Below are 13,880 nucleotides of genomic sequence, written 5' to 3'. Positions count from 1 at the left end.
GCCTACGCGCGTCCGGTCAGTGCTCGTGACGCGGTTCGCCCTGGGCGTCGTCGGCCCCTGCGGCCCGGACGACGGGCTGGCCCGCCTGCTCCCAGGCGACCATGCCCCCGGTGAGGTTGACCGCAGGCACCCCCGACTGCTCGAGGGCCGCGACGACCCGCGCGGACCGGGCGCCGGAGTGGCAGACGACGATCGCCGGCTGGTCGCCGCCGTCGATCTCCTGCCAGCGCGCGACGAGCTCGGACATCGGTACCAGGGTCGCCTCGGGTGCGTGGACCTCGTCCCACTCCCCCTGCTCGCGCACGTCGAACAGGCGCGCGCCCGCACCGAGCCGCCGACGTGCCTCGGCGACGTCGACGTCGTGCACCTCGACCGCCATCAGACGACCTCGGCCGCGGCGTCGAGCTCGCGCTGGCGCTTCTCGGCCGCGCGCGTCTTCTTCGCGTCGGCCTCCTTGACCTTCGGCTCGTTCTCGCGCAGGTGGGCGTACATCGGCGAGGCGATGAAGATCGTCGAGTAGGTGCCGACGATGATGCCGATGAAGAGCGCGAGCGAGATGTCCCGCAGCGTGCCGGCACCGAGCACGTACGACCCGATGAAGAGGATCGCCGCGACCGGCAGCAGCGCCACGACCGACGTGTTGATCGAGCGCACGAGCGTCTGGTTGACCGCGAGGTTGACCGACTGCACGAAGGTGCGGTGCGACTCCTGCGAGGTGTTCTCGCGCACCTTGTCGAACACCACGACGGTGTCGTACAGCGAGTAGCCGAGGATCGTGAGGAAGCCGATCACCGCGGCCGGCGTGACCTCGAGTCCGACGATGCCGTAGACGCCGGCGGTGATGAGCAGGTCGTGCAGCAGCGCGACCATGGCGGACACCGACATCTTCCACGTGCGGAAGTAGAGGGCCATCACGACGGCCGCCAGCGCGAGGAAGATGACCAGACCGCGGATCGCCTGCGCGAGGACGTCCGCACCCCAGGTCGCACCGATGTAGGTGGAGGCGACCTGGTCCTCGGACACGCCGTAGGCCTGCGCCAGGGCGTCCTGCACCTCGGTCGTCTCGCGGTCCGTCAGCTGCTCGGTCTGGACGCGGATGCCGTCCTGACCGAGCTGGGAGACGCGCGGGATCCCCTCGGGGACGACCGACTCGACCGTCCGCGTGGCGATCGACTGGTCGAGGGTCTTCGCGTTCGAGATCGTGAACTCGGACCCGCCGGTGAACTCGATGCCGAGGTGGTATCCGCCGCGGAGCCACGGCACCACGAGCGAGATCACGATCGCGATCAGGGCGATGAGGTACCAGGTCTTCCGGCGCCCGACGATGTCGTAGGAGCGCTTCCCGGTGTAGAGGTCGCTGCCGAACTGGCTGAAGCTGGCCATCAGTCGTCCTTCCCGTCCGGCGTGGAGCCGTTGCCGCCGGAGGCCTGCTGGGCCTTCCGCTCTGCGATCGTCTGGCGGCGCTGGGCCTCGCCCGCGCTGCGCTGGCGCTTGCCGTCCACGACCGGCGCACGGAACTGCGCCCGGCCGCGGTAGACCGCGCCGAGGGCGGACGGGTCGAGTCCGCTGAACCGGTGCCCCTCGCCGAAGAACCGGCTGCGGGCGATGAGCTGCATCATCGGGTGGGTGAAGAGCACCACCACGATCACGTCGATCAGGGTCGTGAGGAGCAGCGTGAACGCGAAGCCCTTCACGTCGCTCACGGCGAGGATGTAGAGCACGACCGCCGCGAGGAAGTTGATCGAGTCGGACGCCAGGATCGTGCGCAGGGCGCGCTTCCACCCGGACTCCACCGCGCTCTCGAGCCCGCGGCCGTCCCGCAGCTCGTCACGGATGCGCTCGAAGTACACGATGAACGAGTCCGCCGTGATGCCGATGGCGACGATGAGACCGGCGACGCCCGCGAGCGACAGGCGGTAGTCGACCCGCCACGACATGATCGCGATCACCAGGTAGGTCAGCGCCGCTGCGACACCGAGCGAGAGCACCGTCACGAACGCCAGCGCCCGGTACTGGATGATCGAGTAGATCACGACGAGGATCAGACCGATCAGACCGGCGACGAGTCCGCCGACGAGCTGGGCCGTGCCCAGGGTCGCCGTGATCTGCTCGTTCGACTGCACCTGGAAGTTGATCGGCAGGGCGCCGTACTTCAGCTGGTCCGCCAGGGTCTTCGACGACTCGGCGGTGAAGTTGCCGGTGATCTGGGCTTTGCCGTTCGTGATCGCCGCGTTCGAGGCGGGCGCCGTGATGACGGTGCCGTCGAGCACGATCGCGAACTGGTTCTGCGGCGACGGGAGCTTGACGAGGCGGCTCGTGACGTCGCGGAAGTCCTCCGAGCTCTTGCCCGAGAACGTCAGGTTGACGGCCCACTGCCCGGTGGTCGCGCCCTGCGAGTCGGTGGCGAGGCCCGAGGTCGCGTTGCTGATGCCCGAACCGGACACCTCGACGGGGCCGAGGATGTACTTGGCGGTGCCGTCCTGGTCGCACGTGACGAGCGGTTCGTCGTCGGGCGCCGTGGTGACGTCGTCCGGGGCCGCACAGTTGTAGTTCGTGTACAGGTCCTGCAGCGCCGGCGTGACCTGGGAGAGGTCACTGCCGTTCGTCGGCTTGGTGCTCGGGGTCGCCTCGAGCGACGCGGGCGGCGAGTAGGGCGTGGGCGACGCGGTCGCTCCGTCCCCGCCGACCGCCGTGTTCGTCGCGGCCTCGGTGTAGAGCACCGGACGGAAGGTGAGCTTCGCGGCCGCCTCGATGCGGTCGATCGTCGCCTTGTCCGGCTTGCCCGGGATGGACACGACGATGTTGTTCGTGCCCTGCGTGTTGATCTGCGACTCGGAGACGCCCGTCGCGTTGATGCGCTGGCGGATGATGTTGACCGCCTGGTTCAACTGCTGCGAGGTGACGGACCCGCCCTCGGTGTTCTGCGCGGCGAGGGTGAGCTGCGTGCCACCCTGCAGGTCGAGTGCCAGCTCCGGCACCCAGCTCGCACCGGCGAACCACTCGTTCGTGTCGTCCTTGCTGTTGGCCGCGAGCACCGACGCAGCGGTGTTCAGGCCGGCCAGGGCCGCCATGATGATCACCAACCAGGTGAGCGAGCGCAGCGCCTTCTTGACGGGTGTCGATCGTGCCACCGGTCGTCTCGTCTTTCTGTTCAGGACCGACGGCGACGCGGCCGGCGGCGGTGGGGGTCGCCGGGTCTGCTGACCCGGCGACCGAGGGCGTCAGTCTTCGGTCTTGCGCTTGTTCGGGTCGGTCTCGTCGACCCGCTCGCCGTAGACCGGCTCACCGTTGAGCTCGGCGACCGGCTTCGGCGCCGCGGTGTCGTCATCGGCCACGACGGCCGTCTCGACGTCGGACGCGTTCTCGTCGACCACGCGCGACAGCGTCTGGCGGTGGACGGTGACGACCGTTCCCGGCGCGATCTCGACGTCGGCGGTGACCTTCTCGTCGTCGACCGAGAGCAGCGTGCCGTACAGACCGAACGACAGCATGACGCGGGCGCCCGGGACCATCTTCGTCTGCAGCTCCGCCTGCTGCTTCTTGCGCTTGCGGCTGCTGTAGAACATGAAGGCGGCGAACGCGACGATGATGACGATGAGGAAGAGTGATTGGTCCATGGGGGCGTTGCCTTCTCTGGTTGCTCGGATCCAGCCGGAGCGGACGTTGCTCGGCTTCGGGCCGTAGCAGTCTAGGGCACGGGCGTGTCCGTGATCGGGCAGCCACCTGAGCGTGGTCCCACGATGATGCTGCTGATCACTCAGAATACTGCATACGAGTTCAGTCGTCGAACAGCCCGGGCTGCCCGCCGACGCCCTCGCCCGGGGTGATCCCGAAGTGGCGCCAGGCCTGCGGCGTCGCGATCCGGCCGCGGGGCGTCCGGGTCACGAGCCCGACGCGGACCAGGAACGGCTCCACGACCGACTCGATCGTCTCGGACTCCTCGCCGACGGACACCGCGAGGGTGTTCAGGCCGACCGGACCGCCGTCGAACCGCGTGAGCATCGTCTCCACCACGGCGCGGTCGAGTCGGTCGAGCCCGAGCTCGTCGACGTCGTACAGGTCGAGGGCACCCTGCACCGCGGCCATGCCGTCCGAGGTGCGGTGCACGAGGGCGTAGTCGCGGACCCGACGCAGCAGTCGGTTCGCGATGCGCGGGGTGCCGCGAGAGCGCCCGGCGATCTCGCGCAACGCCGACCGGTCGATCTGCAACTCGAGCAGGTGTGCCGCCCGGATGAGGACCTGTTCGAGCTCGTCCTTCTCGTAGAACTCGAGGTGGGCCGTGAAGCCGAACCGGTCGCGCAGCGGGTTCGGCAAGAGGCCCGCGCGGGTCGTCGCTCCGACCAGCGTGAACGGTGCGAGGTCGAGCGGGATGCTCGTCGCGCCGGCACCCTTGCCGACCATGACGTCGATGCGGAAGTCCTCCATCGCCAGGTAGAGCATCTCCTCCGCCGAGCGCGCCATGCGGTGGATCTCGTCGATGAACAGGACCTCGCCCGGCACCAGCGAGGACAGCACGGCGGCCAGGTCACCGGCGTGCTGGATCGCGGGGCCGCTCGACATCCGCAGGGGACGACCGGACTCGTGGGCGACGATCATCGCGAGCGTCGTCTTGCCGAGCCCCGGCGGGCCGGCCATCAGGATGTGGTCGGGCGTGCGCTCCTGCAGCGCCGCGGCCTTGAGGAGCAGGTCGAGCTGGCCGCGGACCTTGCGCTGGCCGACGAACTCGTCGAGCGACTTCGGACGCAGCGCGCCCTCGAACGCCAGTTCTTCCTGCGACTCGGCGCCGGCCGAGGTGATGCCGCTCACCGTCCCGCTCCCGTGGGCCGCAGCGTGCCGAGCGCGGCGCGGAGCAGCGCCTGCGTGCCCATGGCCGCGGCGCCCGGGTCGTTCGCCACGACGGCGTCGACGGCGGACTGCGCGGCGTCCTCACGCCAGCCGAGCCCGACGAGCGCGGAGACGACGTCGACCGCCGCGGGGTGCGCCGCCGTGCCCGTGCCGACCGCGGCCGTCGGGGCCTGCTCGAACGCGACGAGCTTGCCGGACAGGGCGACCGTGATGAGCTTCGCGGTCTTCGGGCCGATGCCGGAGACCTTGCGGAAGGCCGCGTCGTCCTCGCTCGCGACGGCGTTCGCGATCTGCGCCGGGTCCATGTGGGCGAGGACGCCGAGCGCCGACTTCGGCCCGACGCCGGAGACGCTGCGGAGCAGGTCGAACACCTGGAGGGCGTCGGCCGACTCGAACCCGAAGAGCAGGTGCTCGTCCTCGCGCACGATCATCGCCGTGCGCAGGAACACCTCGGTGCCCTGGCGCATCGTCAGGGCGTGCGCGGGCGTCACCGTGACGGCGTACCCCACTCCCCCGACCTCGACCACGACGGCCGATCCGGAGACGTCGATGCAGGTTCCCCGGAGGCTCGCGATCATGCCCACGAGCCTAGGGCCGCCCACCGACGGAACCGGACCGCCGCGCGGCGGCAGCGGCACCCAGGCGTGCAGCGGCTGCGCCACCGGCGCCCGGGCGCGACGCAGCGGCGGCAGCGCGCGCCAGCGGGGAGTCCGCGGCCCCGGCCTGCGCGTCCCGCCAGGCCCGCTGTGCCGACGTGAGCGTCGACGGGCCGGGGCCGACGCGATCCGGTGATCCGAGCCTCCAGGCATGGCAGACCGCGAGCGCGAGCGCGTCGGCGGCGTCGGCGGGCTTCGGCGCCTCGTCGAGGCCGAGCACCCGCGCGATCATCGTCTGCACCTGGCGCTTGTCGGCGTTGCCGTACCCGGTGACGGCGGCCTTGACCTCGGACGGCGTGTGGAGCCCGACGGGGAGACCGCGGGCCGCCGCGGCGTGCAGGGCCAGCCCCGCCGCCTGTGCGGTGCCCATGACGGTGCGGACGTTCGCCTGCGCGAACACGCGCTCGACGGCCACCGCGTCGGGGCGGTGGTCGTCGATCTCGGCGGCGATGCCGTCAGCGATGCGCAGGAGACGCTGCTCCAGCGCCATGTCCGCAGGCGTGCGCACGACCGTCACGTGGACGAGCCGTGCGCGCCGGTTCGGTGTGACCTCGACCACACCGACACCGCACCGGGTGAGCCCGGGGTCGACCCCGAGCACGCGGAGCACCGGACTAGTCCTCGTCCTCGTCGAGCTCGGCCTGGACGTCCGCGGGGATGTCGAAGTTGGCGTAGACGTTCTGCACGTCGTCGCTGTCCTCGAGTGCGTCGATCAGCTTGAACACCTTGCGCGCCGTCTCGGCGTCGACCGGGACCTTCACGCCGGGCACGAACTCGGCGTCGGCGGAGTCGTAGTCGATCCCGGCGTCCTGCAGCGCGGTGCGGGCCGCGACGAGGTCGGTCGCCTCGGTGATGACCTCGAAGCCACCGCCCTGGTCGATGACGTCCTCGACACCCGCGTCGAGCACGGCCGTCATGACGGTGTCCTCGTCGAGGCCGTCGGTCTTCGTCACCGAGATGACGCCCTTGCGCGAGAAGTTGTACGCCACGCTGCCCGGGTCGGCCATCGTGCCGCCGTTGCGGGACATCGCCGTCCGGACCTCGGCCGCGGCACGGTTCTTGTTGTCCGTGAGGCACTCGACGAGCATGGCGACGCCGTTCGGGCCGTAGCCCTCGTACATGATCGTCGTGTACTCGATCGACTCACCGGTCAGGCCGGCGCCGCGCTTGATCGCGCGGTCGATGTTGTCGTTCGGCACCGAGGTCTTCTTCGCCTTCTGCACGGCGTCGACCAGCGTCGGGTTGCCCGACAGGTCCGCGCCGCCCATCTTCGCGGCGACCTCGATGTTCTTGATGAGCTTGGCGAACGACTTCGCACGGCGCTGGTCGATGACCGCCTTCTTGTGCTTGGTCGTTGCCCACTTGGAATGCCCGGACACGGTGCTCCTTGCGTCTAGCGGAAGATCCGCACCAGTGTACCGGCCGGGAGGCGCGGATCGCCGCCGCCCCGCGGGTCGCGCCCGACCCGGTCCGCTCCGCCATCCCCGCGGAACCTGGTTCCGGACACGGCACCACGAAGCAGCGCGGTTCCGTGTCCGGAACCTGGTTCCCTTCCGCGTCGTTCGAGCGGGGGGGGGTCAGGCGGAGCGGACGAGGTCGAGGAAGCGGCGGTGGAAACGGTCCTCGCCGGCGACCTCGGGGTGGAACGCGCTCGCGAGCACGTTGTCCTGCTGCACCGCGACGACCTGTCCGTCGGCCAGGGCACCGAGGACCTCGACGCCGTCGCCGTGCTGCTCCACCACGGGTGCGCGGATGAACACCGCGTGCACGGGGGCCTCCCCCAGTGCCGGCATCGGGATGTCGGTCTCGAAGGAGTCGTTCTGGCTGCCGAACGCGTTGCGGCGCACCGTGGTGTCGAGCACGCCGAGTGTCTGCTGCCCCGGGATCCCAGCGGCGATCCGGGACGACAGCATGATCATCCCGGCACAGGTGCCGTACGCGGGGAGCCCGTCACGGATCGCCGCGCTGAGCGGCTCGGCGACACCGAACGTCCGGGACAGCTTGTCCATGACGCTCGACTCACCGCCGGGGATCACGACGCCGTCGAGCGCGTCGATCTCCTCGGGCCGACGGAGCGGCACCACGTCGGCGCCGAGCTCCGTCAGCGACGCGATGTGCTCGCGGAAGTCGCCCTGTAGCGCGAGGACCCCGATGCGGGGTCGGGCGCTCACCAGCCGCGCTCGGCGAGGCGGTGCGGGGCGGGGACGTCGGCGACGTTGATGCCCACCATGGCCTCGCCCAGCCCGCGGGAGACCTCGGCGATGACCTTCGGGTCGTCGTGGAAGGTCACGGCCTTGACGATCGCCGCGGCGCGCTTGGCCGGGTCGCCCGACTTGAAGATGCCGGAGCCGACGAACACGCCGTCCGCGCCGAGCTGCATCATCATCGCGGCGTCGGCCGGGGTCGCGACACCACCGGCGGTGAACAGCACCACCGGGAGCTTGCCGGTCTGTGCGACCTCCTTCACGACGTCGAACGGGGCCTGCAGCTCCTTCGCGGCGACGTAGAGCTCGTCCTCCTTGAGGTACCGCAGCGCCGCGATCTCCTTGGAGATGGTGCGGATGTGCTTCGTGGCCTCGGACACGTCACCGGTGCCGGCCTCGCCCTTGGAGCGGATCATGGCGGCGCCCTCGGTGATGCGACGGAGCGCCTCGCCCAGGTTGGTGGCACCGCAGACGAAGGGCGTGGTGAAGTTCCACTTGTCGATGTGGTTGACGTAGTCGGCGGGCGACAGCACCTCGGACTCGTCGATGTAGTCGACGCCGAGCTCCTGGAGCACCTGGGCCTCGACGAAGTGGCCGATGCGGGCCTTCGCCATGACCGGGATCGACACCGCGGCGATGATCTCCTCGATCATCGACGGGTCGGACATGCGGGCGACACCGCCCTGCGCGCGGATGTCGGCGGGGACGCGCTCGAGGGCCATGACGGCGGTGGCGCCGGCCTCTTCCGCGATGCGGGCCTGCTCGGCGTCGATGACGTCCATGATCACGCCACCTTTGAGCATCTCGGCGAGGCCGCGCTTGACGCGGTCGGAGCCGGTGATCGAGGTGCCGTTGGTGCCCGAGGTGCTGGTGCTGTCGCTCATGATGCCGACAGTCTAGTCCGCAGCGGGCCAGCCCTCGGCGACGAGTCGGCGGGTGTCCCCGAGCAGCTGGGACATCGACTTCGTGCGGGCGATGATCGGGAAGAAGTTCGAGTCGGACGCCCACCGCGGCACGATGTGCTGGTGCAGGTGCGCGGCCACCCCGGCGCCGGCGATCTCGCCCTGGTTCATGCCGATGTTGAAGCCGTCGCAGTGCGACACCGCACGCAGGACGCGCATCGCGGTCTGCGTGAGCGCGGCCATCTCGCGGGTCTCGTCCGCGGTGGCCTCGTCGTAGAGGGGGACGTGGCGGTAGGGGCAGACGAGCAGGTGACCGTTGTTGTACGGGTACAGGTTCAGCAGCACGTAGGCGTGCTCGCCGCGGGCGACGATGAGGGCGTCCTCGTCGGACTTCTGCGGCGCCTCGCAGAACGGGCAGTCGTCCTCGTGCCCGCGGCCCTTCCCCTCGCGCCCGGCGTCGATGTACGCCATCCGGTGCGGGTTCCAGAGCCGCTGGAAGGCGTCCGGCACCGCGGCACCCGTCGCGGCGTCGCGGATCACCAGCGGGTCGTCGGTGCCGCCGGTGCCCGCGGCGCCGATCGCACCTGCCGGAGCCGACGTGGCGGACGCACCGGGGGCCCCGGAGCCGGCCGCGTCGACGACGTGACCGGTCCCGGGGACGTGCTCGGTGCCTCCCGGCTGCGCCTCGTCCATCAGACCTGCGCGCGGTCGCGGATGGCGGTGAGGATGCGCTCGACCGCCTCGTCCACCGGGACGCCGTTGTCCTGGCGGCCGTCGCGGAAGCGGAACGAGACCGCACCGGCGTCGCGGTCGTCGCCACCCGCGATGAGCTGGAACGGCACCTTCGCCTTGGTGTGCGTGCGGATCTTCTTCTGCATGCGGTCGTCCGAGTGGTCGACCTCGGCACGGACGCCGTGCGACCGGAGCTTCGCGACGACCTCGTCGAGGTAGTCGCCGTACTCCGCCGCGACCGGGATCGCGACGACCTGCACCGGGGACAGCCACGCCGGGAACGCCCCCGCGTAGTGCTCGGTGAGCACGCCGAAGAAGCGCTCGATCGAGCCGAACAGGGCGCGGTGGATCATCACCGGGCGCTGCCGGGAGCCGTCGGGTGCCGTGTACTCGAGCTCGAAGCGCTCCGGCAGGTTGAAGTCGAGCTGCACGGTCGACATCTGCCAGGTGCGGCCGATCGCGTCGCGGGCCTGCACGGAGATCTTCGGGCCGTAGAACGCCGCGCCGGCGGGGTCCGGGACGAGCTCGAGGCCCGACTCCTCGGCGACCTCGCGGAGGGTGTTCGTCGCGACCTCCCAGACCTCGTCGTCGCCGACGTACTTCTCGGGGTCCTTCGTGGAGAGCTCGAGGTAGAAGTCGTCCAGGCCGTAGTCGCGGAGCAGCGAGAGCACGAACTCGAGCGTCGTGGTCAGCTCCTCCTTCATCTTCTCCTGCGTGGTGAAGATGTGGGCGTCGTCCTGGGTCATGCCGCGGACACGGGTCAGGCCGTGGATGACGCCGGACTTCTCGTTGCGGTAGACGGTGCCGAACTCGAACATCCGCAGCGGCAGGTCGCGGTAGGACCGGGCCTGCGAGCGGTACGCCAAGATGTGCATCGGGCAGTTCATCGGCTTGAGGTAGTAGTCCGCGCCCTGGCGGGTGACGTTGCCGTCCTCGTCGCGGGCCTCGTCCATGTGCATGGCCGGGAACATGCCGTCCTTGTACCAGCCGAGGTGGCCGGACTGCTCGAACAGATCGCCCTTGGTGATGTGCGGCGTGTAGACGAAGGAGTAGCCCTCCTGCTCGTGCCGGCGGCGCGAGTAGTCCTCCATCTCGCGGCGGATGATGCCGCCCTTCGGGTGGAAGATCGCCAGGCCGGAGCCGATCTCGTCGGGGAACGAGAACAGGTCGAGCTCCGCACCGAGCTTGCGGTGGTCGCGCTTGGCCGCTTCCTCGAGGCGCTCGAGGTACGCCTTCAGCTGGTCCTTGTCCGGCCAGGCGGTGCCGTAGACGCGCTGGAGCTGCGGGTTCTTCTCGGACCCGCGCCAGTAGGCGGCCGCGACGCGCATGAGCTTCGATGCGTTGCCGATCCACCGGGTGTGCGGGACGTGCGGGCCGCGGCAGAGGTCCTGCCAGACGACCTCGCCCGACTTCGGGTCGACGTTCTCGTAGACCGTGAGCTCGCCGGCGCCGACCTCGACGCTCTCGCCGGAATCGCCTTCGGCCGCTGCGCCCTTGAGGCCGATGAGCTCCTGCTTGTAGGGCTCCCCCGCCATGCGCTCGCGCGCCTCGTCCTCGGTGACGACGACGCGGCGGAAGCGCTGGGCCTGGCGGATGATCCGGTCCATGCCCTTCTCGATCGCCTTGAGGTCCTCGGGCGTGAACGGCTCGGCGACGTCGAAGTCGTAGTAGAAGCCGTCGGTGACGGGCGGACCGATGCCGAGCTTCGCGTCCGGGTTGGCCTGCTGGACGGCCTGGGCGAGCACGTGCGCGGCGGAGTGCCGGAGGATGTCCAGGCCGTCCTGCTCCTGCAGCGTCACGGCCTCGGCGGTCTCACCGGCCTGCACGTCGGCGGCGAGGTCCTTGAGGACGCCGTCGACACGGATGGCCACCACGCCGCGTTCGCCGTCGAAGAGCTCGGTGCCCGTCGTGGCCGTCGTCGCGGTGCGGGGCTCGGGTGCCTGGGGCAGGTCTGCGGGCTCGGGTGCGACTGCGTCGGTCACGATCGTGGTGCTCCTCGGTTGGTTCAGGGGTGGGTCAAGACTAGTGCGCGGCCGCGGCGGTTCAGGCGGGGACGCGGCCGAGCGTCGTGACGGGCAGGCGCGGCTCGAGGCGCTCCCGGCCCGAGAGCCCGTCGAGCTCGAGGAGCGAGGCGAAGCCGATCGCCTCGTACCCGGCGCGCTCGAGCAGGGTGATCGTCGCCGCCGCGGTGCCGCCGGTCGCGAGGACGTCGTCCACGACGAGCACGCGTGTGCCCTGCGGGAGCTGGCCCGGGCGGAGCTCGAGCTCGGCCTCGCCGTACTCCAGTGCGTACTGCTCGCTGAGGACCTCGCCGGGGAGCTTGCCGGCCTTCCGGACGGTCAGCACGCCGACCTGGTGCTGCGCCGCGATGCCACCCGCCAGCGCGAAGCCGCGGGCCTCGATCCCGGCGACCGCCTGGAAGCCCGCGCCGACGGCGAAGGGTGCAGCGAGGGCCTCGCAGACGCGACCGAACGCCACCGGGTCGGAGAACACCGGCGTCACGTCGCGGAACAGGATGCCCGGCTTCGGGAAGTCCGGGACGATGGCGGTCAGGCGTTCGACGAGTGCAGCTGCGGTTTCGGTCACCGCACAACGGTACGCGACGGCGAGGGTGGCTCTGTGCGCCGGGACGACGCCTGTCCCTCGTTCTGGAGATCGCCGGGGTACCGGTCCGTGGGTTCTCATGGTCTGCGACAGGTGGAACGGGCGCAAGGGGCGTCCGGATCGTTCCCGCTCGGACGGGAACAGGACGGGGACCATGCACTCGAGGACCAGGACGACGGTCGCGCGCGCCCTCGCGCTCGCGACCGCGCTCGCCGCGACGGTCGCGGGCACGATCGTCGTGACCACGCCGACCGCCGCGTCGGCAGCTGCCGTCGCACCGCTGCCGCCCGCAGCACTCCACACCGCGACGCCCGGGCAGGTCTTCGCGGGCGGACTGTTCGTGCAGCCGGACAGCCAGGCCGCGCAGGCGGCGACGGCGCTCAGCACGTCGGGGACGGCGACCGAGGCGGCAGCGGCCAGGACCATCGCGCAGCAGCCGGTCGCGATCTGGCTGGGTGAGTGGTACACCGGCGACGCACTGGACCGGGTGATCGCCCGGAACCTCGCCGCCGCCGAGCAGGTCGGGAGGACACCGGTGTTCGTCACCTACGCCGTCCCGAACCGCGACTGTGGCGGGTACTCGGCGGGCGGGCTCTCCCCGACGGCGTACGCGGAGTGGAACCGTCGCATCGCGGCCGACCTCAGGGGGCACCGGGCGGTCGTGATCGTGGAGCCGGACTCCCTGTCCCACCTGAGCTCCTGCACCGCCGAACGCGAGCGGCGCCCGGGGATCATCGCCGGGGCCGTGCACGAGTACGCCGCCGCGGGCGTCCCCACCTACCTCGACGGTGGGAACGAGAACTGGAACAGCCCCGAGCTGCAGGCGACGTACCTGCGGGAGGCCGGCATCGCCGAGGCCCGCGGCTTCTTCACGAACGTGGCGAACTTCTACCGCGTCGACGGCGAGCGGGCGTACGCCGAGCGGCTCAGCGCCCTGACCGGTGGTGCGCGGTACGTCATCGACACGTCGCGGAACGCCCGCGGGTGGCTCGGCACCTGGTGCAACCCGACGGGGGCCGGCCTGGGCCGCAGTCCGCAGGTGGCTGCGGGACGGACACGACTCGACGCGCTGCTCTGGATCAAGACGCCGGGTGCGAGCGACGGGACCTGCAACGGTGGACCGGCGGCGGGGACGTGGTTCCCGTCGTACGCCGTCGCACTGGTGGCGAACCGGAAGCGCTGAGCGCGGCCGGGAGGTCGGCAGCGCCGCGTGCTCCCGGCGCCGAACCAGGAGGACGACATCGAACCAGGCGCGCACGCTGGTTCGATGTCGTCTCCGTGGTTCGACCGCGGGGCGGACCGCCGCCGAGTGCGCGCGGTGCGGCGCTGGTCAGCGCCACATGTGCATCGCGGCGCTCCGGACGAGCAGGTCGAGCTCGCGCTCACGCCGCTCGCGGTCGAGCCGCTGCCGGGTGGCGAAGTCGACCGAGGGGCGCACGTGGTGCGTCCGACGGCTCCAGATGATCAGCGACATGCCGATCCGGAGGGCGATGCGGTCGGCGAGGGTGACCCGGCGGCGCACCGCGCGGGTATCGGGGGGACGGACGTCGATGTCGTTCGACACGATGGTGCCTTTCGTGTGTGCCCGAGGGCATGACTGGTGGGTGCCCGAGGGCATGGATTCCGCGTGCCCGAGGGCACGGATACTGCGTGCCCGAGGGCACGACGGTGAGCCCGACTGCCGAGCGCACGAATGCGTCGGGAACGGGTTCGGGAGAACGCCCGAGGAATGCGGGCGAGAATGATCGCAGGGCGCGCAGGAATGCGCCACGCTGCATTGTCGATGACCGGTTGCGGTCACCGCGTGGATCCGTCGCGGGAGACGTCGTCCGCTCGCGGTCCGACCTCGATCCACTCGCCGAGCGCGCGGCTGCCGTCAGGACGGGCATCCGACCGCTCGGACGCCCGTCAGGACGACGAGCGGCCGCAGCGGGCGC

The 13,880-nt window shown here is 70.9% G+C and carries 15 protein-coding genes; 1 reads left to right on the top strand and 14 read right to left on the bottom strand.

All coding sequences use genetic code 11. The features are described from left to right. Nucleotides 1-16: 16 nt before the first annotated feature. The 13 genes from C1N91_RS08220 to C1N91_RS08160 form a co-directional block, all read right to left on the bottom strand. The gene (locus C1N91_RS08220) at nt 17-379 is read right to left on the bottom strand and encodes a rhodanese-like domain-containing protein (RefSeq protein WP_137767343.1); all 363 of its coding nucleotides are present in this window, start codon (nt 377-379) and stop codon (nt 17-19) included. Further along, nucleotides 379-1,383, bottom strand: coding sequence for a protein translocase subunit SecF (gene secF / locus C1N91_RS08215; RefSeq protein ID WP_137767342.1), 1,005 nt, complete (start codon nt 1,381-1,383; stop codon nt 379-381). The genes C1N91_RS08220 and secF overlap by 1 nt, the downstream gene beginning before the upstream one ends. Then, nucleotides 1,383-3,131, bottom strand: coding sequence for a protein translocase subunit SecD (gene secD, locus C1N91_RS08210; protein WP_137767341.1), 1,749 nt, complete (start codon nt 3,129-3,131; stop codon nt 1,383-1,385). Before secD ends, secF begins: the two co-directional genes overlap by 1 nt. A gap of 90 nt (nt 3,132-3,221) precedes the next feature. Next, entirely contained in the window at nt 3,222-3,617 is a 396-nt protein-coding gene (locus C1N91_RS08205; RefSeq protein WP_137767340.1) for a preprotein translocase subunit YajC, read from the bottom strand. A gap of 160 nt (nt 3,618-3,777) precedes the next feature. Next, complete coding sequence (gene ruvB / locus C1N91_RS08200) at nt 3,778-4,806, bottom strand: Holliday junction branch migration DNA helicase RuvB (protein WP_137767339.1); 1,029 nt, start codon at nt 4,804-4,806, stop codon at nt 3,778-3,780. Further along, complete coding sequence (gene ruvA, locus C1N91_RS08195) at nt 4,803-5,423, bottom strand: Holliday junction branch migration protein RuvA (RefSeq protein WP_137767338.1); 621 nt, start codon at nt 5,421-5,423, stop codon at nt 4,803-4,805. Before ruvA ends, ruvB begins: the two co-directional genes overlap by 4 nt. Before the next feature lie 10 nt (nt 5,424-5,433). Continuing rightward, complete coding sequence (gene ruvC, locus C1N91_RS08190) at nt 5,434-6,111, bottom strand: crossover junction endodeoxyribonuclease RuvC (RefSeq protein ID WP_137767337.1); 678 nt, start codon at nt 6,109-6,111, stop codon at nt 5,434-5,436. 4 nt (nt 6,112-6,115) lie between these two features. Beyond that, entirely contained in the window at nt 6,116-6,880 is a 765-nt protein-coding gene (locus tag C1N91_RS08185) for a YebC/PmpR family DNA-binding transcriptional regulator (protein WP_058727869.1), read from the bottom strand. 198 nt (nt 6,881-7,078) lie between these two features. Further along, nucleotides 7,079-7,672: a pyridoxal 5'-phosphate synthase glutaminase subunit PdxT gene (pdxT, locus tag C1N91_RS08180; protein ID WP_137767336.1), complete on the bottom strand. Its 594-nt coding sequence runs from the start codon at nt 7,670-7,672 to the stop codon at nt 7,079-7,081. Next, nucleotides 7,669-8,589 (bottom strand): pyridoxal 5'-phosphate synthase lyase subunit PdxS, encoded by a 921-nt coding sequence (gene pdxS / locus C1N91_RS08175; RefSeq protein WP_058727871.1) that lies wholly within the window; start codon nt 8,587-8,589, stop codon nt 7,669-7,671. Before pdxS ends, pdxT begins: the two co-directional genes overlap by 4 nt. Nucleotides 8,590-8,601: 12 nt before the next feature. Next, a complete protein-coding gene (locus C1N91_RS08170; RefSeq protein ID WP_175415963.1) occupies nt 8,602-9,300 on the bottom strand; it encodes an HIT family protein in 699 nt (232 codons plus the stop codon). After that, nucleotides 9,300-11,288, bottom strand: a complete 1,989-nt coding sequence (gene thrS / locus C1N91_RS08165) for a threonine--tRNA ligase (protein ID WP_137768730.1) — start codon at nt 11,286-11,288, stop codon at nt 9,300-9,302. Before thrS ends, C1N91_RS08170 begins: the two co-directional genes overlap by 1 nt. Nucleotides 11,289-11,382: 94 nt before the next feature. Then, on the bottom strand, nt 11,383-11,925 hold the full coding sequence (locus C1N91_RS08160) for an adenine phosphoribosyltransferase (protein WP_058727872.1): 543 nt from the start codon (nt 11,923-11,925) through the stop codon (nt 11,383-11,385). Between the two features lie 172 nt (nt 11,926-12,097). Between C1N91_RS08160 and C1N91_RS08155 the strand changes: the two genes are divergently transcribed. After that, entirely contained in the window at nt 12,098-13,126 is a 1,029-nt protein-coding gene (locus C1N91_RS08155) for a glycoside hydrolase family 6 protein (protein ID WP_137767335.1), read from the top strand. A 147-nt stretch (nt 13,127-13,273) separates the two neighbouring features. Here the strand turns inward: C1N91_RS08155 and C1N91_RS08150 are convergent, their stop codons facing one another. Then, nucleotides 13,274-13,507, bottom strand: a complete 234-nt coding sequence (locus C1N91_RS08150; RefSeq protein WP_137767334.1) for a hypothetical protein — start codon at nt 13,505-13,507, stop codon at nt 13,274-13,276. Nucleotides 13,508-13,880: the final 373 nt, after the last annotated feature.

This window comes from Curtobacterium sp. SGAir0471, assembly GCF_005490985.1.
In the GTDB taxonomy this organism is placed as follows: Bacteria; Actinomycetota; Actinomycetes; order Actinomycetales; family Microbacteriaceae; genus Curtobacterium.
This window is presented reverse-complemented; position numbering and strand designations above follow the sequence as displayed.

Coding starts and splice junctions, on each gene's coding strand:
- C1N91_RS08205 (WP_137767340.1), bottom strand. CDS start 3,617: ATGGACCAATCACTCTTCCTCATCGTCATCATCGTCGCGTTCGCCGCC.
- secF (WP_137767342.1), bottom strand. CDS start 1,383: ATGGCCAGCTTCAGCCAGTTCGGCAGCGACCTCTACACCGGGAAGCGC.
- ruvA (WP_137767338.1), bottom strand. CDS start 5,423: ATGATCGCGAGCCTCCGGGGAACCTGCATCGACGTCTCCGGATCGGCC.
- C1N91_RS08155 (WP_137767335.1), top strand. CDS start 12,098: ATGCACTCGAGGACCAGGACGACGGTCGCGCGCGCCCTCGCGCTCGCG.
- pdxS (WP_058727871.1), bottom strand. CDS start 8,589: ATGAGCGACAGCACCAGCACCTCGGGCACCAACGGCACCTCGATCACC.
- C1N91_RS08170 (WP_175415963.1), bottom strand. CDS start 9,300: ATGGACGAGGCGCAGCCGGGAGGCACCGAGCACGTCCCCGGGACCGGT.
- C1N91_RS08220 (WP_137767343.1), bottom strand. CDS start 379: ATGGCGGTCGAGGTGCACGACGTCGACGTCGCCGAGGCACGTCGGCGG.